16 protein-coding genes are annotated in these 22855 nt (G+C 42.9%); 8 read left to right on the top strand and 8 right to left on the bottom strand.

What is annotated here, in order from left to right:
- Positions 1–18 precede the first annotated feature (18 nt).
- A complete protein-coding gene (locus tag FB6_RS00685; protein WP_174558158.1) occupies positions 19–1716 on the bottom strand; it encodes a GGDEF domain-containing protein in 1698 nt (565 codons plus the stop codon).
- A gap of 1298 nt (positions 1717–3014) precedes the next feature.
- Here FB6_RS00685 and omp33-36 point away from each other — a divergent pair.
- Complete coding sequence (omp33-36, locus tag FB6_RS00680; RefSeq protein ID WP_174558157.1) at positions 3015–3959, top strand: porin Omp33-36; 945 nt, start codon at positions 3015–3017, stop codon at positions 3957–3959.
- A gap of 47 nt (positions 3960–4006) precedes the next feature.
- On the opposite strand, the gene FB6_RS00675 is transcribed toward omp33-36, so the two are convergent.
- The 3 genes from FB6_RS00675 to FB6_RS00665 all read right to left on the bottom strand — a co-directional run bounded on the left by FB6_RS00675 (position 4007) and on the right by FB6_RS00665 (position 7041).
- Positions 4007–4699 (bottom strand): ion channel, encoded by a 693-nt coding sequence (locus FB6_RS00675; protein WP_174558156.1) that lies wholly within the window; start codon positions 4697–4699, stop codon positions 4007–4009.
- Between the two features lie 292 nt (positions 4700–4991).
- On the bottom strand, positions 4992–6707 hold the full coding sequence (locus FB6_RS00670; protein ID WP_174558155.1) for a cation acetate symporter: 1716 nt from the start codon (positions 6705–6707) through the stop codon (positions 4992–4994).
- Between the two features lies 1 nt (position 6708).
- Positions 6709–7041, bottom strand: coding sequence for a DUF485 domain-containing protein (locus FB6_RS00665; protein WP_174558154.1), 333 nt, complete (start codon positions 7039–7041; stop codon positions 6709–6711).
- Between the two features lie 183 nt (positions 7042–7224).
- Between FB6_RS00665 and FB6_RS00660 the strand changes: the two genes are divergently transcribed.
- Positions 7225–10716 (top strand): hybrid sensor histidine kinase/response regulator, encoded by a 3492-nt coding sequence (locus FB6_RS00660; protein ID WP_174558153.1) that lies wholly within the window; start codon positions 7225–7227, stop codon positions 10714–10716.
- Positions 10717–11132: 416 nt separating this feature from the next.
- On the top strand, positions 11133–11897 hold the full coding sequence (locus tag FB6_RS00655) for a hypothetical protein (protein WP_174558152.1): 765 nt from the start codon (positions 11133–11135) through the stop codon (positions 11895–11897).
- A gap of 111 nt (positions 11898–12008) precedes the next feature.
- On the opposite strand, the gene FB6_RS00650 is transcribed toward FB6_RS00655, so the two are convergent.
- Positions 12009–12659: a response regulator gene (locus FB6_RS00650; protein WP_174558244.1), complete on the bottom strand. Its 651-nt coding sequence runs from the start codon at positions 12657–12659 to the stop codon at positions 12009–12011.
- A 376-nt stretch (positions 12660–13035) separates the two neighbouring features.
- Between FB6_RS00650 and msuE the strand changes: the two genes are divergently transcribed.
- The 3 genes from msuE to FB6_RS00635 all read left to right on the top strand — a co-directional run bounded on the left by msuE (position 13036) and on the right by FB6_RS00635 (position 16508).
- Positions 13036–13767, top strand: coding sequence for an FMN reductase (gene msuE, locus FB6_RS00645; protein WP_174558151.1), 732 nt, complete (start codon positions 13036–13038; stop codon positions 13765–13767).
- Between the two features lie 30 nt (positions 13768–13797).
- Positions 13798–14904 (top strand): dimethylsulfone monooxygenase SfnG, encoded by a 1107-nt coding sequence (gene sfnG / locus FB6_RS00640; protein ID WP_174558150.1) that lies wholly within the window; start codon positions 13798–13800, stop codon positions 14902–14904.
- Positions 14905–15086: 182 nt separating this feature from the next.
- Complete coding sequence (locus tag FB6_RS00635) at positions 15087–16508, top strand: cryptochrome/photolyase family protein (protein ID WP_174558149.1); 1422 nt, start codon at positions 15087–15089, stop codon at positions 16506–16508.
- A gap of 393 nt (positions 16509–16901) precedes the next feature.
- On the opposite strand, the gene FB6_RS00630 is transcribed toward FB6_RS00635, so the two are convergent.
- Together FB6_RS00630 and acs are read right to left on the bottom strand one after the other, a co-directional pair.
- Complete coding sequence (locus FB6_RS00630) at positions 16902–18083, bottom strand: acyl-CoA dehydrogenase family protein (protein ID WP_174558148.1); 1182 nt, start codon at positions 18081–18083, stop codon at positions 16902–16904.
- A gap of 131 nt (positions 18084–18214) precedes the next feature.
- Positions 18215–20158, bottom strand: coding sequence for an acetate--CoA ligase (gene acs / locus FB6_RS00625; protein WP_174558147.1), 1944 nt, complete (start codon positions 20156–20158; stop codon positions 18215–18217).
- A 291-nt stretch (positions 20159–20449) separates the two neighbouring features.
- Here acs and FB6_RS00620 point away from each other — a divergent pair, with 291 nt between their 5' ends.
- Positions 20450–21031, top strand: coding sequence for a DUF805 domain-containing protein (locus FB6_RS00620; protein ID WP_174558146.1), 582 nt, complete (start codon positions 20450–20452; stop codon positions 21029–21031).
- A gap of 110 nt (positions 21032–21141) precedes the next feature.
- Positions 21142–22113, top strand: coding sequence for a mechanosensitive ion channel family protein (locus tag FB6_RS00615; RefSeq protein ID WP_174558145.1), 972 nt, complete (start codon positions 21142–21144; stop codon positions 22111–22113).
- Here the strand turns inward: FB6_RS00615 and FB6_RS00610 are convergent.
- Positions 22099–22809, bottom strand: coding sequence for a 16S rRNA (uracil(1498)-N(3))-methyltransferase (locus tag FB6_RS00610; protein ID WP_174558144.1), 711 nt, complete (start codon positions 22807–22809; stop codon positions 22099–22101). The genes FB6_RS00615 and FB6_RS00610 overlap by 15 nt on opposite strands.
- Positions 22810–22855: the final 46 nt, after the last annotated feature.

Raw genomic sequence — 22855 nt, 5'->3', positions numbered from 1 at the left:
TAGACGAGGATCTTTGCATCACCCCGCTACTTTATTCTTGCCATTTTCCTTAGCCTGAAATAAAGACCTATCCGCTTTTTCCAGCAATCCCATCCAGGATGCAGCCCCAATGGCTACACCGGCACTGACAGAAATCTGAATATTTTCATTGATCTCGGCAATATAAAAATCAGAACGACCAATATCTTGCAAAATTTTATTCGCAACCACCAACGCATCCTGAGAATTTACATCATCAATCAGGACCAAAAACTCATCACCACCATAACGTACAAGCAAGTCCGAAGTACGCACATTAAACTGTAATTTTTCTGCCACCAGTCTAATCACTTCATCACCAACTATATGCCCGAAACTATCATTCACCTGTTTGAAGTCATCAATATCAAAAATAATCAGACCGGTTTGAGTAAAACCTTCCGGTTTCTTTTCCACATACTGGATATATTCATCCAAAGCCAGACGGTTCGAGACACCGGTTAAATTATCTGTATTAGCTACATTTCTAAGCTGAAATTCCAGAGCATCACGTTGCTTCAACACCTGTTTTAGTTTTTTAATTGCGCCCATTAACGTTTCAGGATCATCAGATAAAGGTCCATACTCTGCAACTTGATGTTGAGCCAAACTCAAAATAGCATTTCTGGCTTTAATTAAAGGCTTAATCACTCCGTTACGTGCATAAATCATGGTAAAAATTGCGGTAATCAAACAGATTAATGCAACCATGAGCGTCAGGATGAATTGTTGCTGTGCCTGCCTTTTCTCGCTTTGAGCGACCCGAACGCTATAATCCAGAATATAAGTTTGCAGATTAACCACGGTTGCAAATTTATCAACCATAACTCCGGTTAATTGCGTTCCAGTTAAAGAATAAGCTTGATCATGTAAACTCTGATTAATTAAGGCTGTAACTGTTGGAATACCTTTGTCCAAAAACTGCGTTTTAACCTGTTCATGCAAAGCCAGATATTCAGGGGTTTTGCCCTGTTCAGGCTGTATGGTATTGACCACCCCCCATAAGTATTTTGCCTGATGCTGTGTTTGTAAGGATCGAGCCAGATTATCCTCAGGTATTTTTTCATTAAAGGCAACGGCCGCCATAATATTTGAAGCAACCCGTCCTGCCTGATCGCGTAAATCTGCCAGAATTAAAATCAAGGTGTAGTATTCAGAAACATCGGTCCCTTTTCCTTCCGAATGTTCCAGTACATTTTTTAAAATAAAGCGACAACTATCCCAAGCACCAAACATTTGCTTAATAGCATGATCCAGTTGTGATGAATGCCGTTCCGACCTGTTTAAAGCAGCATAAGCATCTACTGCTTGCCGACCTTGCTGTAAACTTACTATCAACTGGGAAGATAATTGCTGTGCCTGAACAGGAAAACCTGCCTTATTTAAAATGCGTATAGTCTGTTCAATTTGCGCATCCACTTCTTGACGATAACTTTGCAGTTTTTGCTTATTTGCAGCAAATTCATCCGCATTACTCGACATGACATTATTGGCAGGTGCTCTTTCACGCGAAATTTTATTGGCAAGGTCAGCAACTGCGCGAAGTGCTGAAATTTCAGTTAAGGCCCGATCAGCTTTTTGATAGATTTGATAACTGCTGACAATTAAAGGAACAGAAAGAAACAGTAGGGAAACAATGATGATCAGCATCGACAATAACAGTCGTTGACGAATATGTTCTGAACTTAACTTATACATAGATTAAGTACGCTCCGCACCAAACAGCTGACCAACCATGATTGAGAACTATATTCAGGATACAATTGTATATATTACATGATGATAATATAAAAAGAGTTAAAATTTAATCGAAAATTTAACCAATAATTCAATTTCATCAACCATTTATCTTTTTTATGTGTTCAAAATTTTGATTTTTGTTGCGCTAAATTTTTATCCTACAAAATGAACCTAAGGCAGCAATATAGGTCCAGTCATACTGAATAAATTTATTTACCTGCTATAGCATCAAATATTTTAAGATTTAGCGAGCCATGAGCAAACGATCAAGTTGAAACAAGCCCAAAATCAAGAAAATATTTACAAGTGCTACAATTAAGTGCATAATGCACCGCATTAGGGCATTTCAAACATATTCCTCAGCAGATTTTTTTGATTTACCCCGAGATTTTGGCGAAAAAACCTCAATTTTCTAAGAAAATTGGGGTTTTTTATTTTTTAGATTGAAAAATAATTGATATAACCACAAAAAAAGCACCGTATTGGTGCGTTAAATTTTATAATCAATAACTGTGCTCTTTCTTTTAAATCTTGCAGGAATTCATTGCTTTGATTTGGTTTATTAAACTTCACATTACTTTTACAACATCATAAATATGCATTGCTCTCTTTTGATTTTTTCAGAGCATGATTATTTTAAGGCAAAAAAAACCCAACCTTGGGGAAAGTTGGGCATATAAAACAAAAACTTGTTTATGGAGAATCAGATCATCATCACATTATTTCAATGTAGTATGAATTGATAGAAACATTATGATAAAAACAAATAGATAAGTAAAGCCTATTAAAGCAGTATGATTTAAAACCAGTCACAATACTTTAACCATTATGTGAACTAGCAATCAAAAAACAGTTGAAAATGATTGTTTTTTAAGCACAAATTATGTATTTTTTACAAATTTTATCCTATAAATCTAAGAAATACTAAAAATGCGATAATTCGATCACACTACAATCGCACATATAAATTGATTTTTACAATAAATATATACTTAATAATCTATTTTTACATTGTAAAAAATAGGCTTATTTCATCCTTTTGTCAAAAACCAAGCTCTAAGAATGCTCATATTCAATTGTTCTCAAAAAAGTTTTTTAGGTTGACACTGAATAACTCATTTGAATATTTTTTAACCACATACAAGATTTAGAGTAAAAGCTCAATAATATAATGTTCTTTTAGTTCATTGACTTAATGTTTTGTTACAATACAATGCTCACTGTTTAATCCATTTTTAACAAAACTGGTAACTATTATGAAAAAACTCGGTTTAGCCACTGCTTTATTATTAGCCATGACCGGTGCTCAAGCGTATCAAGTAGAAGTTCAAGGTCAAGCTGAATACTTTGATGACTCTTTCAATAACAATAACTACACTGGCGCTGTACAAGGTACTTATTACTTTAAAGATGTTGATTCTTCTAAAGGCCCATTGGCTGAAGCAGCTTTCTTAAACCAAGCTTCTAACGTATCTGCAGCATACAATTTTGGTCAATATACAGCAGATGTTAAAGTTCCTGCTTTGAATGTTAGTGAAGAAGTTGAAGCTCAACAGCACTCTTACGGTGTTAAAGCTGAAACATATATCCCGACTAAATTTGTTCCTGTATATGCAAGTGCATCTTACAATCATTCAAAAACTGATGCTAAAAACAACTTTACAGCATCAAACCCATACGGCAATGCCAATGTTGCTAAACTTGGTGATGGCAATGGCGACCGTTATGCTTTAGAACTTGGTGCTGTTATTGCTCCGAACTTCTTGGTTGCTGTTGGTTATACTAGCGTTGCAGACCAATTTGCTTTCGATACTTTTAACACTTTAAGCAACAATAGCGTAGTTTCAGCTTTAGAAACTGGTACGATTGGTGATGACCAAGATGCAATTACTGCACGTACTAAATATGTAGGCGCTATTGATAACACCAATATGTCTATTGGTTTCGAAGCTGGTCTTGTGTATGGTGAAGATACACTATATCAATTAAAATCAGACCTTTACTTTACTCCTAAGTTAAGTGCTGGTGTTTCTTACACAGAATCTAGCTTTGCTCAAACTCCAAGCACTGCATGGGGTGTGAACGTAAATTACTTCGTTACTCCTGCAATTGCAGTAGGTGCTAACTACGTAAATGCGAATGCTGAAAATTCTAGCCGTGACACTCAAGTTGCTGGTGTAAATGCTAAATTCCGCTTCTAATTCATTTAGAAACTGAATTCCAAAAAGGACGCTTTATGCGTCCTTTTTTAGTCTTTATCTTTCAGATGGTTGGGCAAATGGGCAATGTATTGCAAGGCAATTAAGCGTGACACAATCAGCGCCAAATACATGACACCACAAAACATTTGTAATAATGCCAATACCCGTGCGGGCGCACTGATCGGAATCAGATCCGATAAGCCTGTTGCGGACTGCAAACTAAAACTCAAGAACAATAAATCAAGCCAGCTTTGTAAACCACTCACATTGGGATTTTGAAAACTGTATGGCACCAATAACTGGCATACGTTATATAAGAATGCAAAACCCCAAGCCAGTAGCGTAAAGACAGCTCCCGCAGCAAACAGTTCATCTCGGGTTAAATAGCGGTCTTCAAACATATAACGCAATAAGCCATAGGCTGCACTGAAATAAGCTGCTGCTTCAAAGCCATGTGCAATCACCTGAATCCATGGATTTTCTATTCCTAATAAAATCAGTGAAGAAAAAATTACAGCACCACCAACAAAGCTTAAACCCAAAATGGTAAACATCGGCGTTTGCCGGATCACTTTGGCGATCACCAACAAAACCAGAACACCCATTAACCAAGTAAGGGTCCGGTAAGGCGTACTGTAATTTACGGCAACAGACAAAATCAAAATAATGAATTGTAATAAAAGTAGCCAGGCTGAAGGCAATAAACGAAATACCTTCCATACTTCAATAATCGACCGCATTGACTGCTCCAAAATACTGTCATTTTTATTGCTGAATTTATTCAGCATTTTTTGTTACTTTGAATCAACTTAGCATGAATATTTAAACCTGTAAGATAAACATTTGTATAAAAATGCTCGGTGCTTCTGCTCCTTTACACTATTTATTATTAATCACAGCACATCCCATCATTCCTGAAAAGGATAAAAATAAGATGGTGTTCACCCAAGCTCTGCGTTGTAACCCTGCTAATCTCACTTTCTTAGGTCATAAAAAAAGCCCCTGACGGGGCTTTTTTAAAGTTGGCATATCTTAGTGATCAGATGCGCCAGAGATACCAATACCTGTTTGTGAACGTACAAACTGTGCATCAAATGCTTTGCGTTCTGCTTGTGCACGTGCAGAGTTATCCGTTACAGAGAACAACCAGCAGCATAGGAACGATAATGGCATTGCAAAGATTGCAGGACCGTTAAATGGGTTAATTGGTGTTTCTGAAATCTGCAAAGTATCTACCCAAACTGCTTTAGACAGGATAATGAGTGTCACTGCAGTGACTAGACCAACCACACCACCAATCACCGCGCCACGAGTCGTCAAGCCTTTCCAGAACATTGAAAGAACAAGCACTGGGAAGTTTGCACAACATGCCACAGAGAATGCCAAACCAACCATGAAGGCTACGTTTTGTTTCTCGAACAAAATACCCAAAATCATGGCAAAGATTGCAAGGCCTAAAGTCGCAATTTTTGACATACGTAATTCAGATTCAGGCGTTGTTTGACCTTTCTTGAATACGTTGGCATACAAGTCATGTGAAATTGCAGATGCACCTGAGAGTGTCAAACCAGCTACTACCGCAAGAATCGTTGCGAATGCTACAGCTGAAATGAAGCCCATGAACAGGTCACCGCCAACAGCATCAGACAAGTGAACTGCGGCCATGTTGTTACCGCCTACAAGCTCTAGCTTGCCAGTCACTGCCATTTTCGCTACATCAATGAATTGCGGGTTGTTCGATACATATAGAATCGCACCAAAACCAATGATGAAAGTCAAAAGATAGAAGTAACCAATGAAACCGGTCGCCACAACTACAGACTTACGTGCTTCTTTTGCATCTTTTACGGTAAAGAAACGCATCAAGATGTGAGGTAAACCTGCTGTACCAAACATTAATGCCAGACCAAGAGAAATAGCATCAATCGGGTTTGCCGCCAATTTACCTGGCCCCATGATGTTAGTCGCTTCTGACAAGCTGATTTCATGAACTTTAGAGAACACCTGAATCGATTGTTCAAACATGTTGGTGAAGCTGAAGCCTACGCCTTTCATAACCATGAATGCCATGAAGGTCGCGCCACTCAGCAACATCACCGCTTTGATGATCTGTACCCAAGTTGTTGCCAACATTCCACCGAAAATCACGTAAGCCATCATCAGAAGGCCCACAATCACTACAGCGATGTTGTAGTTCAAGCCGAATAGCAGTTTGATCAGCTGACCTGCACCGACCATTTGTGCAATCAGGTAGAAGGCAACTACGACCAGTGAACTGCATGCTGCCAAAGTACGTACCGGTTTTTCTGCCAGACGGAATGAAACAACGTCTGATAGGTTAAATTTACCCAGGTTACGTAAACGCTCAGCGACCAGGAACAATACGATCGGCCAACCTACCATGAAGCCTAATGAGTACAATAGCCCGTCAAAACCAGAGCTAAAGACCATCGCAGAAATACCCAGAAACGATGCAGCTGACATATAGTCACCGGCAATCGCCAAACCATTTTGGAAGCCAGAAATACCGCCACCAGCAGTATAGAAGTCTTTGGTACTAGTGGTCTGTTTCGCTGCCCATTTGGTAATCAGCAAGGTGAAGCCCACAAAAATTGCGAACATGATAATGGCATGCCAGTTAGTCGCCTGCTGTTCAGCAGCACCTAAATCCGGGCTGGCCATAGCCATACCTGACATCAGCAGCGTAGAAGCAGCCACTGCTTGCGCTTTCAATGAATTCCATTTCATCTTATGAATGTCCTTTTTCTTGAGTAATTGCTTCGACTTCACGCATTGCTTCTTCATTCAATGGATCAAGCTTATTGTTCGCGATATACGAATAAACACCACATAAAATGAAAGACAAGACAATGATCCCCAAGCCCAATGGCATACCAATTGTGGTCACACCGCCACTCACGGAACTCATCAAGAATTCTTTGTTATAACCCACCAAAAGCATGAAACCGACATATACAATCAGCATGATGATTGTTAATGTCCAGCTTAATCTGCTTTTTCGGCTTACCATTTCCTTAAATTTTGGATTCTGTAGAATGCGTTCTACCTGTGCTTCATCCATAACCTACTCCTGTATGCGCCCAACCATGGGTGCTATTTTTTAATTCGAATTATTTCGTTGTCTAACTTAACAATCTTGTTGGGTTGTTGTAATTACTACTTTGGTCGTTAAATTTTGATCAATTAAAGCGGTGAGATTATTAGATAGGTTATCATTACGACATAGTTTTACACTGTAGGCAATATGAATAGTTGGCTCATCATCGGGGTACTTGCCCTTTATATCGCATTACTTTTTATCTGTGCATTTTTTGGTGAAAAACACGCAAGTCGATTAAGCACCCGTGGCCGGATGTTACTGTTCAGTTTAACGCTGGGCGTATATTGTTCGTCGTGGACATTCTACGGTGCGACCGGTGCAGCCGTTCGCGAAGGCATTATCTTTCTGCCGATTTACCTAGGTCCGTTAATTTTTGTGGGTGTAGGTTATGATATATGGCGTCGTCTAGGACGAGTTCGTCAACATCATGCCATTTCATCCATTGCGGATTTTGTAGCTGCCCGTTATGGCAAGAGTGGGCCTTTGGCATCTCTCGTTACGATTCTTGCCGTGATTGCCATTATTCCTTATTTAGCCTTGCAGCTGCGTGCGATTGCTTTAAGTGCCGCAGTCATTCTGCAAGAAAATAATGGTATACAGGGCACCACCAATAGCGTGCTGTTTTTAACCGGAATTTTGGCCATTTTGGCCATGATTTTTGGTACCCGACAAATTGCCAATACCGAACAGCATGGCGGTTTAATGCTCGCTGTGGCTTTTGAATCCTTTGTCAAATTATTCGCCCTACTCTGTGTAGCCTTATTTTTTGTGTTTGATGCGCCAGATAATCTGGTACAAATTTCCAGTGATGTTGTAGAAACCTTTAAACAGGTTCAACTGTTTGGTGTTCCGGAGACCTTTTGGATCCAAACCTTACTTGCAGCTTTGGCAATTATTTGCCTGCCACGGCAATTCCATGTCGCTGTCGTTGAGCTACGTGATGAGAAACATATTCGAGGTGCACGTCGCTGGTTTGCCACTTATCTGATTCTGACCACGATTGCCATTATTCCGATCGCCAGCTGGGCACTACATGCTGCACCGCACTTTTTAGCTATCCCTGATGTCGCTGTACTGTCACTCCCCCTCAGCTATGATCAAGAGTGGTTAACCCTATTAGCATTCCTGGGTGGTTTTTCTGCATCTACCGGCATGCTGTTGGTGTCTTCAGTGGCCTTGTCGATCATGTTGAGTAACGACCTGATCATGCCAGCTTTATGGCGTAGCGGTATACTTTCACGCCACGACAAGCGTTTACCTCTGGTGCTGAAATTTACCCGTCGCGTCTGTATTTTAGCGGTCATGTTACTGGGTTTTTTATTCTTCCATTTCTTTAATGACATAGATCAGCTTTCAGTATTTGGTTTATTGGCCTTCAGTGCAGTGGCGCAATTTTCACCTGCTTTAATTGGTGGACTATATTGGCGCGGTGGAAGTAAACAAGGTGTGTATGCTGGTCTGATCGCCGGCTTTGCCATGTGGGCTTATACCCTGTTGCTGCCTACAGTACTACGCAGTCTGCCTGTTGAATACAGCCACTTTACCCAGCAATTCCTGCTTGCCGGTCCAATGGGGATTAACTGGCTACGCCCAGAAGCCCTGTTTGGTTTTCAATCTTTTGCCCCTTTAACCCATGGGGTCACTTGGGCATTAGGTTTAAATATCATTCTTTATGTGTGGGTGTCACGTATATTCCGCCCGAGTATTGCCGAGCAAATTCAGGCTGAAAGTTTCTTTTATTATGAAACCAAGCCTTTGCCTACACATAGCACTTCAAGTGAAATCAATTACTCCCACCAAGACGTGGCTCGTTTGAAAGTCGGTGATTTAATTACTCTGGCTAAACGCATTACCGGTGAAGGGGCAGCAACCCAAGCTTTTCGCCAGTTCTGTGCGCAAAATAATGTGATATTGAATGAAAATAGCAATGCCAATGGCATGTGGTGGCGTTTCACTGAACAATACCTTGCCGGAACGATTGGCGCTGCTTCCGCTCGTACCCTGCTGACTACGGCCATGGTCAATAACGGCCTGGCACTGGGTCAGGTCGCCAACATTCTGGATCAGGCTTCGCAATGGCAGCGCTTTAACCAGAACCTGATCATGACCATGATTGACCATATGACCCAAGGGGTCAGTGTGGTGGATGAAAACATGTGTCTGGTGGCCTGGAACAATCAATACCTGAAACTGTTTGATTATCCTAAAGATATTGTCTATGTCGGCTGTCCGATTTCAGACCTGATCCGTTATAACGCCGAGCGCGGTGAATGTGGCCCAGGTTCGGTCGAAGAACACGTGCGCAAACGAATTCACTGGATGACCATGGGCAGCGCGCATGAATTTGAACGGATTCGTAAAGATGGCCGGGTCATTCAGATGCGTGGTAACCCGATTGAAGGTGGTGGTTTTGTCACGACTTTTGCCGACATTACCGCCTTCCGTGAAAATGAAGCGGTACTGGAAGCCCGGGTGCAAGATCGGACCCAGCAGCTGGCCGATGCACTTTCAGAGCAGCAACTGGCACGCGAACAAGCTGACCGTGCCAATATGTCGAAAAGCCGATTTATTGCCGCAGCCAGCCACGACTTATTACAACCAATGCATGCCGCGCGTTTGTTCAGTACCGCTTTAGAGCAAAGCGTGCAGTCGGACGAAGACCGCAAGACCTTGCAACAGCTGGATCGTGCCTTGCATGGGGCCGAAAGTATGCTGTCCGCCCTGCTGGATATTGCCCGTCTGGAAGGAGGCACTATTCAGCCAAAACGCCAGCCTTATCCATTGCATGACTTATTAAGTGATTTGGAACTGCAATTTAAATCGATTGCAGCACAACGCGGCATTCGCTTCAGTGTGCATGACGCACAGTTCTGGATTGATACCGATCCGCAGTGGATTCGCCGGATTATTCAGAACTTTGTGAGTAATGCCCTGCGCTATACCGCCAAAGGTCGTGTCATTGTGGGTGTATTGCGCTCGGCAGAAAAACCTCAGCACATCCGGATTGGGGTCTGGGATACCGGTCCGGGGATTGCCGAAGAACAGCGTATAAAGCTGTTTCAGGAGTTTGAGCGCTGTGGTCATACCTCACCTTGGGGCGAGCAAGGTCTGGGACTGGGCTTGGCCATTGTACAGCGCATGACCAGCCTGCTGGACTACCCGGTGCATGTCTATTCAGAATATGGCAAGGGGTCTTGCTTCATGATTGAAGTGCCGATTGTAGAAGCTCCTAAAGTGGTGGCCGCCCCTGTGCAAGCCACGCCACTGAAGAGCAAGGCCTATAAAATTTTATGTCTGGACAATGATGAAACCATTTTGGAAGGCATGTCGACCTTGCTGACCAAATGGGGCTATCAAGTGTTTAAGGCGACTGAACCGGAACAGGCGCTCGAACTCATCCAGCAAGAAAATATTCAAGTCTGGTTAGTCGATCAGCATCTGAATAACAACAAGATTGGTCTGGATTTCATTCTGGAAAATCGTCAGGAGCAGGTTCCTGTGGCGCTCATTACTGCGGATTCCGATCCTGAATTGCCACAGCATTTAAAAGAACTGAACATTGTGCTGCTGAAAAAACCGCTAAAACCAGCCTCACTTCGTTCCTGGTTATCGGGCTTAAAAATCTCCAATTCTTAAGTTTACGATAAACCGTCAAGCGCCCATTTCAAACTTTTGAAATGGGCGCTTTGATGTCTAAATTCAGTATTTTTTAAGCTCATTAGCAATTTATTTTTTACTTTAGGCAAAACTGCTCAAAAAGTAGATTTTTTGAGCAGTCATGATTGACCAAAAATTTCAATCTGGCATTTGCTATGGCAAAGATCATCAAAATTTAAATATACACTTGTATACTTAGTTACAATTTTATAATTAATTAATTTTAAATGTGTTTTTATGCAAAAAAATCCATTCTACAACTTTAGTCGTATACCGTTCATCTAGGGTCTCGCGCATATATAAGAACCAGAAAAGATCAGTTTTTATATTCTAAAAGTCCATTAAAACATGACGCTGAGGAAACTGATCATCCTACCCAATACAGGAGTTTAAAGATGAACATTTCTGAAGCTATAAGCCAAGATCTAGATCAATCACAACAGTTTTACCGACAATACGGCAGCAATGCGCTTTTGCCTGAAATTCAATGGACTGAATTATTTAACAGTAAATTGAATGACACCCATATTCAGGCGTTAAATACCTTATATCAAAGTGCTGTACCCCTTGCCTTGCAGGTATTTGCTGAACTGAATTTCGATGTATTCACTCCCGCAGCCTATAAGCCACAAGGTTTAGGTCTGTTTGATCGACTTGCAGAGCAGGAAGACAAACTCATTCAGGCTTTAGAGGCCGAATCTCGTGACTTGAATGATGAAGTCCGTCATCAAATCTGGAGCATGCTGTTACGTGGCGGTGCCGTGCTGGTGTTTAAAGCATGGCTTGGAAAAGTCAAAACTGACGATCATGTTCTGGATACTACCCAATTTGACGAATTGTCTGATCTGCTGTTTATTAAAACCCCACCGCTAGAACTGGCCAAACATTTGAGTGTTAATCCACATGCCAATGAAGATCATATTTTCTTGATGTACGGCAATGATGTCTATCTGGACCGTTTTAACAGCCTGGAAACAGCAGCGTTATTTGTCGATTTAGGCGTCTATGATGCAGCCTTCTTGAGTTTACGTGATGACAGTGTGGCTGAATATCTCAAAGAAAAGCACTATGTGTCACAGGAACAGATTGATGATCTGCAATGTGCACTCAATCCCTTGTTTTGCACCGACCTGACGCCGAAACAAAGCTGTGTTGCTTAATCCAGTCATTCAGATACTCTCGTTTTAAACTATCGCTGATCTAAAAATTTGGCATAAAAAAAAGGCACTTTCATCAAGTGCCTTTTTCATTCACCGCTATATGCAAAGCGATTACATTTTCTTGTCTTCAATATTCAGGGCACTGATGGCCAACACCGCCTGAGTACGGTTCTGTACATTCAGTTTACGGAAAATAGCAGTGACATGTGCCTTAATGGTCGCTTCAGATACATCCAGCTCATAAGCAATCTGTTTGTTCAGCAAACCTTCCGCCACCATCATCAAGACTCGGAATTGTTGCGGTGTCAGCGACTGGATACGCTCTGCCAGTGCAGTTTCATCTGCCGCACGCGGATCAAAATTCATATTGGCCGGCAAGTTTGGCGGTAACCAGATCTCCCCTTCCAGCACCTGACGAATTGCCTCACCAATATGGCTAGGATGCGCAGATTTTGGAATATAGCCCATTGCACCATGAGCAATCGCACGTTGAATAATCGAGACTTCTTCATGTGCAGAAACCACGATAATCGGAATCGATGGATATTGTGCACGGACATGGACTAAAGCAGAAAAACCAGAAGCTCCCGGTAAATTAAGATCCAGTAATACCAGATCCGGTTCCGGTCCATTGTCTAAGCGTTCATAAAACTCATTTACTGCAGCTGTTTCATGAATTTGAGCTTGCGGTAAGCTATAACGAACAGCCTGAATCAAGGCATGACGAAATAGCGGATGATCATCAACGATTAAAATATTCATAAGCGACATGAAAGATCTTGTGCACATTAAGGGCTATTCTAACCACACAACTGCTATTAAGGATATGCAATCAATGACTTTTTTCGCCTTATCACCCATTATTTTTCCAAAAAATCCTTTTTTTTAAGGTTTTTCTAAAAATCATCGAATCTAATCATATTTTGATATAAATTTTATCGTGCAGCTAAAAATACTTATTAATAATCAATATAAACTTAAAAATCAAAATATTAATTAATATAAACGTGCATTTTAAGACCATTTTTTTTTATATCTTAAAATCAGATAACTTTTCTTTATATGTTTATTTTACAGAATATGCCAACTGTTGATTAATAAACACATTCCGAGATTTTATGTTTTAGGTTGTTTGAAAATGTCTATTCTAAATGCACAAAAACCATTAAATATTGTGGCTGTATCTGGTGGCTTAAATAATCCATCTAAAACCGAAGCACTGGTTCAGGAAATTCTGAATGAACTGGGTGAAGCCACTCCGATTAATGTCCATTTTATTAAATTCAGTGAAATTGGACATTTGCTTGGTGGTGCAATTTACCGTAACCAACTGCCACAGCGCGTACAGGATGACCTTGCAGCTGTTGAAGCAGCAGATGCGCTGATTGTAGGTACACCGGTTTATCGCGCTTCATTTACCGGCCTGTTCAAACACTTCTTCGACTTTGTTGAACAAACTGCACTGGTAGACGTACCTGTATTGCTTGCAGCATCTGGTGGTAGTGAACGTCATGCCTTGGTGCTCGAACACCAGTTGCGCCCTTTATTCAGCTTCTTTCAGGCGCAAACTTTACCGATTGGCGTATATGCAACTGACAAAGACTTTACCCCTGAATACACCATTCACAGCGAATTGCTGCGCGACCGCATCACTTTAGCTGTTGCACGTGCGCTGCCTATTCTGGAGTGGGCACCAGCAAAAGGCCAACGTGCAGAAGTGGTAAAAGAAAAAACTCAACAAGCCAATCAAAATTTGGGCATCAACAAACAGATCGAACAAGAGGAAGTTTTACCATCCGCTGCTGTGCCGAATCTGGATGCAGCTGAATCACGTCTGCATCACAACAAAGCCAAGCCACAAGTCGCTTAAAAACAATCTCAGCATTCAGAGGGTTTTCACATGTCACAACAAGATAAAAAGATAACTTTTGCGTACTGGGTACCTAATGTCAGCGGCGGCTTGGTCGTGAGCAATATTGAACAGCGCACAGACTGGAGTTATGAATATAACGTCCGTCTGGCGCAAGCTGCCGAAAAAAGCGGTTTCGATTATGCCCTAACCCAGATCCGCTTTACTGCAGGTTATAATGCAGAAAATCAGCATGAATCGGTCAGTTTTAGTCATGGCATCCTGGCGAAAACAGAGCGTTTGAAAGTGATTGCAGCAATCTTGCCGGGTCCATGGAAACCTGCACTGGCTGCCAAGCAATTGGCTACCATTGATCATCTGACGCAGGGTCGTATTGCCATTAATGTGGTCAGTGGCTGGTTTCGTGGCGAATTCGATGCCATTGGTGAAGAATGGCCAGAGCACGATCAGCGTTATGCACGTTCGGAAGAATTCATTCGCAGCTTAAAAGGCGTCTGGACACAGGATAATTTCAGTTTTGATGGTAAATACTATCAGTTCAAGGATTACACCCTGTCGCCTAAACCGCTACAAAAGCCGCATATTGAAATCTTTCAGGGTGGTAGCTCACGCGCTGCACGTGATATGGCTTCTCGCGTGTCTGACTGGTACTTTACCAATGGCAATACGCCTGAAGAAATTAAGAAACAGATTGATGACATTCGTGAAAAAGCCAAGGCCAATAACCATCAGGTTAAAATCGGAGTAAATGCTTTTATCATCGCCCGTGACACGGAAGAAGAAGCCAAAGCCGTACTACAGGAAATTATTGATAAAGCCAATATTCAGGCCGTAAATTCCTTTGGTGATGCGACCCGTGAAGCAGGTGCAGCAACAGCAGAAGGTGAAGGTAACTGGGCGAAATCGACCTTTGAAGATCTGGTGCAGTATAACGACGGCTTCAAAACCAACCTGATTGGTACTCCACAGCAAATTGCTGAACGCATTGTTGCGCTGAAAGCAGTCGGCGTCGACTTGATTCTGTCAGGCTTTTTACACTTTATTGAAGAAGTGGAATATTTTGGACAAAAAGTGTTGCCATTGGTTCGTGTGCTAGAAGCTGAGCAACAACCGCTTGTGCAGGCTAAATCTGCATAAGTTTAATCACCAGGCTTAGCAGCCAAATAACATCATCACGGAATCTCCAACTTTCCCTCAAGGCTCGGCTTGAGGGATTTTTTATGTCCAAATCGGCTCCTAAAGGTTCAAAACTAGGTTTAAACCGTGTTATTCCTTAGAATAATGATAAATATAATGGCCTAAAGAGCTTTTCAATTCTCATGCAACTGATTTGGTTTCGACAAGATTTAAGAATTCATGACCATACTGCGCTTTGGCAGGCAACACAGGCCGGTCCCTGTATTGCTTTGGCAATCCGATCTCCCGCACAGTCGGCCTTACATCAGGATGCCCAAATCAAAAATGAGTTTTATCTCAGACGATTACAGCAACTCAAATTAGAACTTCAAAGCTACAATATTCCCCTGATTGTGCAAGAAGTACCCCTCTGGAAAGATATTCCAGCAATACTGCTCCAGCTCGCGCAACAACTGAATATTGATGCCCTGCATGCCAATATTGAAGTGGGCGTCAATGAATTAAGCCGAGATCTGCATGTTCAAACGCTACTCGAAAAAAATGGCATCGTCTTCAATCTCTATCATGACCGTACGCTGTTTCCGCTGGTCACAATTCGCAATCAATCCGGGCAACCCTATCAGGTGTTTAGCGCCTTCAAGAAAAAATGCTATGAGCACTTAAGTCTCAGCCTGCCTCAGTGCTATCCTCCTATTCAGGCACAAGCGCCGTTACCACCGCATGATTTATGGGATTCCGCTTCGGTTGATGGTCCCATAGCAGACTCCAGCCTTTTCGCCGATGCCGCCAGTCTCGCCTGGTCGGTCAATGAAGCTGAGGTTTTAGGGTTACTGGATGATTTTATTGAACATCAGGTTCAGTATTATCATCAGGAAAGGGACTTCCCTGCTTTGGACAGCACCAGCCGATTATCGCCCTATTTGAATATCGGCATGCTTTCCATCCGCCAATCGCTACAAGCCCTGTTCCGTGCCCAGCAAGGACATTTTCATATTGAACATCCGGGTCAACAAACCTGGCTGGACGAGCTGTTGTGGCGCGAGTTTTATCTGCATACTTTGTTTGATTTTCCCAAACTTTCAAAGCATGCCCCGTTTAAAGACTCGACCCGCAACATTCCGTGGCGTGATGCGCCTGAAGACTTGGCTGCCTGGCAACAGGGTGAAACCGGAATTCCGATTGTGGATGCCGGCATGCGCCAGATGCTTGCCACTGGCTGGATGCATAACCGGGTGCGCATGATCACCGCGATGTTTCTGAGTAAAAACCTGCTGATTGACTGGCGGCTGGGCGAAGCATGGTTTATGCAACATTTAATTGATGGAGATTTGGCGGCCAATAACGGTGGCTGGCAATGGTGTGCATCTACCGGGATGGATGCTGTGCCCTATTTCCGTATTTTCAATCCGATTAGTCAATCGCAAAAATTTGATCATGATGGCAATTATATTCGCCAGTGGGTGCCTGAACTGGCTCATCTGGATGCCAAAACCATCCATGAACCCTATGCCAAAAACCCCGACCTTCGGCTCGATTATCCTAAACCGATTGTCGATTTAAAATCTTCCCGGGTTCGGGCGATTGAAGCATTTAAAAACAGTTAACTCACATTCGATGTGTTTCATAAATCAAAAATGTTCAATATCAGATTTTTAAATCAGCACTGCCTCATTCAAGGGATTGCATTTTGATACCTTCGTGTAGGCAATACTGCTACTTTTGAAAGGTCAAAATGAGGATCTCAAAATATATTTTGAGTCCGCAAGAAAAACCTTTTGTTTCCCATACACGACATCCTGAGCCAGTTTTAAGCACTGCTTTAAAATGCAGCGCAAGGGATGTAAAACGTGTGGCATCCATGCCACACTCATAAATTCAATATCTTCTAAAATCTATTTTTGATTTTGGGATTACGAACAACTTGTAGTGATTGGAAAATTATTTTTTAAAAACCCTATTAAAAAGCCTTCATATCGAAGGCTTTTTGCTGTTCTACATCAAGAATAAAAACTCGGGTCCGATACTTTCCCAGTCAGCAGCCATTCCCCAACTTCCTGATATTTATAATCAATTGGGTCATGCAAGGTCTGGGTGCGGACATTGCGCCAGAAACGGTCCAGATTCAGCTTGGCTGTGGTGGCACGTGCCCCCATCACCTGAAAAATATTCTGGGTGATAAAGAGCGAACTGTTAGTGGCGGCAATTTTTGCTGTAGCAATGGCGATACTCACTTCACCGCGTTGCTCAGCGCTTAAGTCTTCGCCTATATTCCAGGCTTGTTGCAAAGTCTCGACCGCTTTATGAGCCAGTAAACGTACCCCTTCCAGCTGCACATAAAACTCGGCAAAGTGCTTTTGCGTGAACGGATCATGCACGGCATCTTCCGCCAAAGATTTTGACCAGGCTTTCTGACTTTGCACCGTTTGTCTGGCAGTTTCAAACGCCCCTTCTGCCACCCCCAAAAATATATGCACAAAAATCAGTTGGGCAATCAGCGGACGTAAACTCGAATAAGGCGTACTGAGCGGCCCCGGATTGAGCAGTAATTCATGATGCTGAATTTTCACCTGCTCAAAATGACTGGTTCCACTGTCGGTCTGGCGCTGTCCCATATTGTTCCAGTCACCTAAAAAACTGACCCCATCACGAGTACTGGGAATCACTCCAATCAGTAATTTTCCTGCATCGTTATAACCAGAACAGAGTAAAACATCTGAATCCATCGAGCCGGAACAGAAACTTTTATCACCATGAAAGATATATTCGCTTTCCGAAATCTGTTCTGCCGTGGTCCGGCGGTCTAAGGGATTTAAGGTATTGCCCCAAAACAGATTTTCTTTGGCCGTTTGTTCAAACCAAGGAGCATATTGCTCAGCTTGGGCAAACAGCTGTACGGTCGCAATCAGTAAATGATGAAAGCCATAGACATGCGCCAGTGAACTGTCGACCTGAGCAATCGTCTGAATAGTCTGGAACACCGTTTTCCAGTCTGCACCTTGTCCGCCATATTGCTGGGGAATCGAGAGTCCCAACAAGCCACTTTGACGGATGAGATCCCGTTCATGTTTGGGGTTGCCGCCTTGTTTATCGCGTTCAGCCGCCGTGGTTGCAAACTGTGCGGCCAGTTGCCGGGCAATCTGTAAGGGGTTTGAATTTAGCTGTGAAGATGAAGCATTCATAATCATCTCTATATTGTTTTACGGCTTTAGCTTAGCAGATGAAGTTTTTGATCTTTATCTTAATGCCTGCAGTACTTATAGCTAAAATAAAAATACCACCTGAAAGGCTCAGGTGGTATTCAAAATATAACTTACTTACTTGATCGCACAGTTTCGATTAACACGTCTACTACTTGAGGATCGGCCAGGGTGGAAGTATCGCCCAGACTATCCAGCTCATTGGCGGCAATTTTTCTTAAAATACGGCGCATGATTTTGCCAGAACGGGTTTTAGGTAAAGCAGGCGCCCAATGCAAGGCATCCGGCGTCGCAACTGGACCCAACACTTTACGCACCCAATTGACCAGTTCTTTGCGCAGCTCTTCGGATTCTTCAAAATCGGCCTGCAAGGTCACGAATGCACAAATGCCCTGTCCCTTAATATCATGCGGCATGCCCACCACAGCGGCTTCAGCCACATGTTCATGCGCCACTAAGGCACTTTCCACTTCTGCCGTTCCCAAACGGTGACCCGATACATTCAGCACATCATCGACACGTCCGGTAATCCAGTAATAGCCGTCTTTATCACGACGGGCACCATCTCCAGTGAAATAAGTCCCCGGATAGGTCGAGAAATAAGCTTCAATAAATCGCGCCGGATCGCCCCAGATGGTTCGCATCTGACCCGGCCAGGAATCCTTGATAATCAGATTGCCTTCTGCTTCGCCTTCAAGTTCTTTGCCTTCGGCATCCACAATGGCCGGTTGAATCCCAAACAACGGTCGGGTCGCGGAACCCGGTTTTAAATCCGTCGCACCGGGTAAAGGTGAAATCAGGATGCCGCCAGTTTCAGTTTGCCACCAGGTATCGACAATCGGACAACGGCTTTCTCCAACGACGGTGTAATACCAGTTCCATGCTTCCGGATTAATCGGTTCACCAACGGAACCAATCAGACGCAGACTGCTGCGGTCGCTTTCCCGCACAAAGGCATCGCCTTCGCGCATCATGGCCCGAATGGCCGTTGGTGCCGTATAAAGAATGGTGACATTGTGCTTATCGACAATATGACCGGTACGCGCCCAGGTCGGATATTGTGGTACGCCTTCAAACATCACCGTAGTGGTGCCATTCGAGAGTGGGCCATACAGCACATAGGAATGCCCGGTAATCCAGCCTACATCTGCGGTACACCAGAACACATCATCCTGTTTGATATCAAACACTTCACGGAAAGTGGAGTTCACATAAGTGAGATAGCCGCCCGTAGTATGTAACACCCCTTTCGGCTTGCCAGTCGATCCAGAGGTATACAGAATAAATAGCGGATCTTCCGCATTCATCGGCTCCGGCGGACAGATTTCATTCACCGACATGATTTCCATGTGATACCACAGGTCACGCCCTTCTTTCAGTTCAATCGGGTTACCGGTGCGATGTACCACAATCACATTTTGAACCGATTCAGTGCCTTTAATCTTTAGGGCCTCATCCACGTTTTCTTTCAGTGGAATCGGTTTACCCCCGCGCATACCGGAATCGGCGGTAATCACGATTTTAGCCTGACTGTCTTCAATCCGGCTGGCCAGTGAATCCGGCGAAAAACCGCCAAATACCACACAGTGCACTGCACCAATCCGTGCACAAGCCAACATGGAAATAGCGGCTTCGGAGATCATAGGCATATACAGCACCACACGATCACCTTTTTTAATGCCATTTTTCTTGAGCACATTGGCAAAACGACAGACTTCGTCATGCAACTCTTTAAAAGAAATAATTTTATGTCGTGAAGGATGATCTCCTTCCCAAATAATCGCCGGTTTATGCGGATGTTCTTTTAAATGTCGATCCAGACAGTTGGCACTCAGGTTCAATTGTCCATCTGCAAACCATTCAATTTTAAAATTTTCTTTGTCAAAGCTGGTATTTTTGACTTGAGTAAATGGTTTGATCCAGTCCAGCTTTTTGGCCTGTTCTGCCCAGTATTCATCAGGCTGCTCGATGGATTTCTGATAACGCTCGAAATATTCAGACTCGACAGTACGAGCGGTTTTTTTAAATTCTTCTGGTACAGGATAGATCTCATTCATAAATTACTTCCTTGCTCTTCTTCATCTCATCACGAGATGCTATGCCACGTTATAGGTTTTATTGACTGCATATCTACAGTATGACGGTGGTTTTTTAACCACAACAATCATGCTTTGGTCGTAGTTTATTTATACAATTTAAAACACAGACCCCCTGATCATATTCAACAAAAAAAATTGCCTGATTGGTATCTGATCTGTTTATTTAATCTTATAATTTAAACACAAGATGTCATTTTAACTTGGCAAAATACAATATTTTCTTACCCAAATCTGAACCGGAAAAAGCGTATGAACCCGCAAGACTCCTCCCCCTTTTTTTCCCGCAACCAGCCGGCTAAAGCAGATAATCCCTTATCTCCAGATGGTCGTTTTGGTCGTCTGAGTTCAATTGGCTGGTATGGTTTTGTGCATTTGATCGCTTTCTTTGCCACCATTGCCATGAGTCTGGCTATGGGCATCTTTAATATCAATACATTGTCTATGGACAATCAGTTCGTCAACACCCTGACCGGAATCGCAGGACTGGGCTTTGTGGTGATTCTGGTTTTGTATCTGTATTTCTTAATGGTCATTACCGTCCGCCGCTTACATGACATGAACCGCAGCGGCTGGCTGATGCTGTTATTTCTGGTTCCCTTGCTGAATGTATTTATGGGTTTTTATCTGCTTTTGGGTTCAGGAACCCGGGGCATCAATAACTATGGCCTGCCACGTGAAACCCCAGTCTGGGAAAAAATCCTGGCTTGGTTCATCATTCTAATTACAGTGTTAAGTTTCTTGGCATCCAGCAGTATCATTTCTTATATGATGGGTACAGGTGAATTAGAAACACCGCAAGAAGTGGTACAAAAAGGTACACAGTATTTTTAATACCTACTGACATTTTTTGACAAAACGACAGTGAATACTACGTTTTATTGGTTAAATTTATGTTCAGTTTCAGGCAAAATATCGGGCAATAATGAATATTCGGAAAATCTGTGGCTGAACAACAAAATGCCTTGAGTGAAGTGACTCAAGGTACTTCACATCTATTGCAAGAAGCTGGTGAAAAAACCGCTCAAACTGTGCTTGAACATACAGAAAAGTATAACGATGCTTACTCGACCATTGATAAATTTGTTGATGGTTTCTGGGAGCGTTTGCCGTATATCTGCATTGCACTGATCGTTTTCACTGTATTTCTTTTACTGTCTAAGTTATTTAGATTTTTTGTACGTAAAGCAATTGCAGACCGCTCCTACTCCAAACAGAATCTGGTTCTGGTACTGAACCGTGTCGGTAGTTCTGCCATTATGTTCTTCGGTTTTCTGATTGCCATGGTCATTGCCATCCCGGGTTTTACCCCAGGTCAGCTCATGAGTGCCTTAGGGATTGGTTCGGTTGCCATCGGTTTTGCGTTCAAGGATATTTTCCAGAACTTACTCTCCGGGATTCTGATTTTACTGGGCGAACCGTTCAAGATTGGCGATGACATTATTGTGTCGGGTATGGAAGGTACAGTTGAAGATATTCAGATTCGTGCAACCTTCTTACGTTCGCCCGATGGTCGTCGTATTGTGATTCCCAATGCAACGGTTTATACCAGCGCAGTAACAGTCAATACAGCTTATCAACGTCGTCGTTGTGAGTTTGTAGTCGGCATTGGTTATGAAGATGACATTCAAAAAGCCAAAAATATCGTGATGACGATTTTAGACAAAGACCCAACCATTCTGAGTCAGCCCGGCTTTACCGTGAACGTGAATGCACTGGCAGACTTCTCTGTCAACCTGAATGTGCGTTGGTGGGTCGATACCACTGAAACCACGACAGCAAACTCAATCAGTGAAGTTCAGGAACATGTAATTCAGGCCTTTAATAAACACGGTATTTCTATTCCTTACCCTGTTCAGGAAGTGAAAGTATATCGTGGCGATCAGGCGGAAACTGAAACTTCAGCCGCTAAATAAGCGCCCCAGCACATAAGGAATGACAGTTTCTGTGCGGATAATACGGTTGCCTAGGCTCACAGCCTGGCAGCCGTTTTTTATGAGTAAATCCACTTCATAGGGAATAAAGCCCCCTTCAGGGCCAATGATAATCGTGCAACCATGCACAATCCCCGCAGGCATACTTTGCTCCACATAAGGATGAGCTACATAGGCAGGATGCTCAGTGCTGATCAAACCGGGCAAGACATCTTCGACAAAAGGCTTGAAGCGTTTATACATTTCAATCTGTGGTGCCTGCGTATCTCCCGCCTGTTCCAGGCCCAGTGCCACATAATGATCCAGCTGTTGTAAAAAGGGCGTCTGCCAATAGCTTTTGTCCACCCGATAGCTATGCAGCAAAATGATTTTTTCCACGCCTAAAGTTACGGCATCCATGATCAAACGCCGTAACACTTTTGGACGTGGCATGGCCACAATTAAAGTCACCGGCAGTTTTGCAGGAACCTTTTCTTCTTGGAGGGGTTTGATTTTTATGGTCTGTTCGGTCATCTCTACAATTTCAGTGAGATAACGTCTTCCCTCACGAATACCGACTTTCAAACTGTCTCCGACTTTGACATCCACATGGGTCTGTAAATGTTCAACTTGTCGTGTGTTGCTGATGGTCCAAATTTCGGATTGAGTTTGACTGGAATCAAGAAGGACGATATTCATAATCTTCTGCTAAAGAATCATTCAACATATTAGGATACGCGGAAGG

The sequence above is a fragment of the Acinetobacter bouvetii genome (assembly GCF_902753875.1).
Lineage (GTDB): Bacteria > Pseudomonadota > Gammaproteobacteria > Pseudomonadales > Moraxellaceae > Acinetobacter > Acinetobacter bouvetii_A.
The sequence above is the reverse complement of the archived record's forward strand: the minus strand, read 5'-3'. Positions and strand labels throughout refer to the sequence as shown.

Coding starts and splice junctions, on each gene's coding strand:
- FB6_RS00665 (WP_174558154.1), bottom strand. CDS start 7,041: ATGGATGAAGCACAGGTAGAACGCATTCTACAGAATCCAAAATTTAAG.
- omp33-36 (WP_174558157.1), top strand. CDS start 3,015: ATGAAAAAACTCGGTTTAGCCACTGCTTTATTATTAGCCATGACCGGT.
- FB6_RS00630 (WP_174558148.1), bottom strand. CDS start 18,083: ATGAATGCTTCATCTTCACAGCTAAATTCAAACCCCTTACAGATTGCC.
- FB6_RS00610 (WP_174558144.1), bottom strand. CDS start 22,809: ATGAATATCGTCCTTCTTGATTCCAGTCAAACTCAATCCGAAATTTGG.
- FB6_RS00655 (WP_174558152.1), top strand. CDS start 11,133: ATGAACATTTCTGAAGCTATAAGCCAAGATCTAGATCAATCACAACAG.
- msuE (WP_174558151.1), top strand. CDS start 13,036: ATGTCTATTCTAAATGCACAAAAACCATTAAATATTGTGGCTGTATCT.
- sfnG (WP_174558150.1), top strand. CDS start 13,798: ATGTCACAACAAGATAAAAAGATAACTTTTGCGTACTGGGTACCTAAT.
- FB6_RS00675 (WP_174558156.1), bottom strand. CDS start 4,699: ATGCGGTCGATTATTGAAGTATGGAAGGTATTTCGTTTATTGCCTTCA.
- FB6_RS00685 (WP_174558158.1), bottom strand. CDS start 1,716: ATGTATAAGTTAAGTTCAGAACATATTCGTCAACGACTGTTATTGTCG.
- FB6_RS00620 (WP_174558146.1), top strand. CDS start 20,450: ATGAACCCGCAAGACTCCTCCCCCTTTTTTTCCCGCAACCAGCCGGCT.
- FB6_RS00660 (WP_174558153.1), top strand. CDS start 7,225: ATGAATAGTTGGCTCATCATCGGGGTACTTGCCCTTTATATCGCATTA.
- acs (WP_174558147.1), bottom strand. CDS start 20,158: ATGAATGAGATCTATCCTGTACCAGAAGAATTTAAAAAAACCGCTCGT.
- FB6_RS00670 (WP_174558155.1), bottom strand. CDS start 6,707: ATGAAATGGAATTCATTGAAAGCGCAAGCAGTGGCTGCTTCTACGCTG.
- FB6_RS00650 (WP_174558244.1), bottom strand. CDS start 12,659: ATGAATATTTTAATCGTTGATGATCATCCGCTATTTCGTCATGCCTTG.
- FB6_RS00635 (WP_174558149.1), top strand. CDS start 15,087: ATGCAACTGATTTGGTTTCGACAAGATTTAAGAATTCATGACCATACT.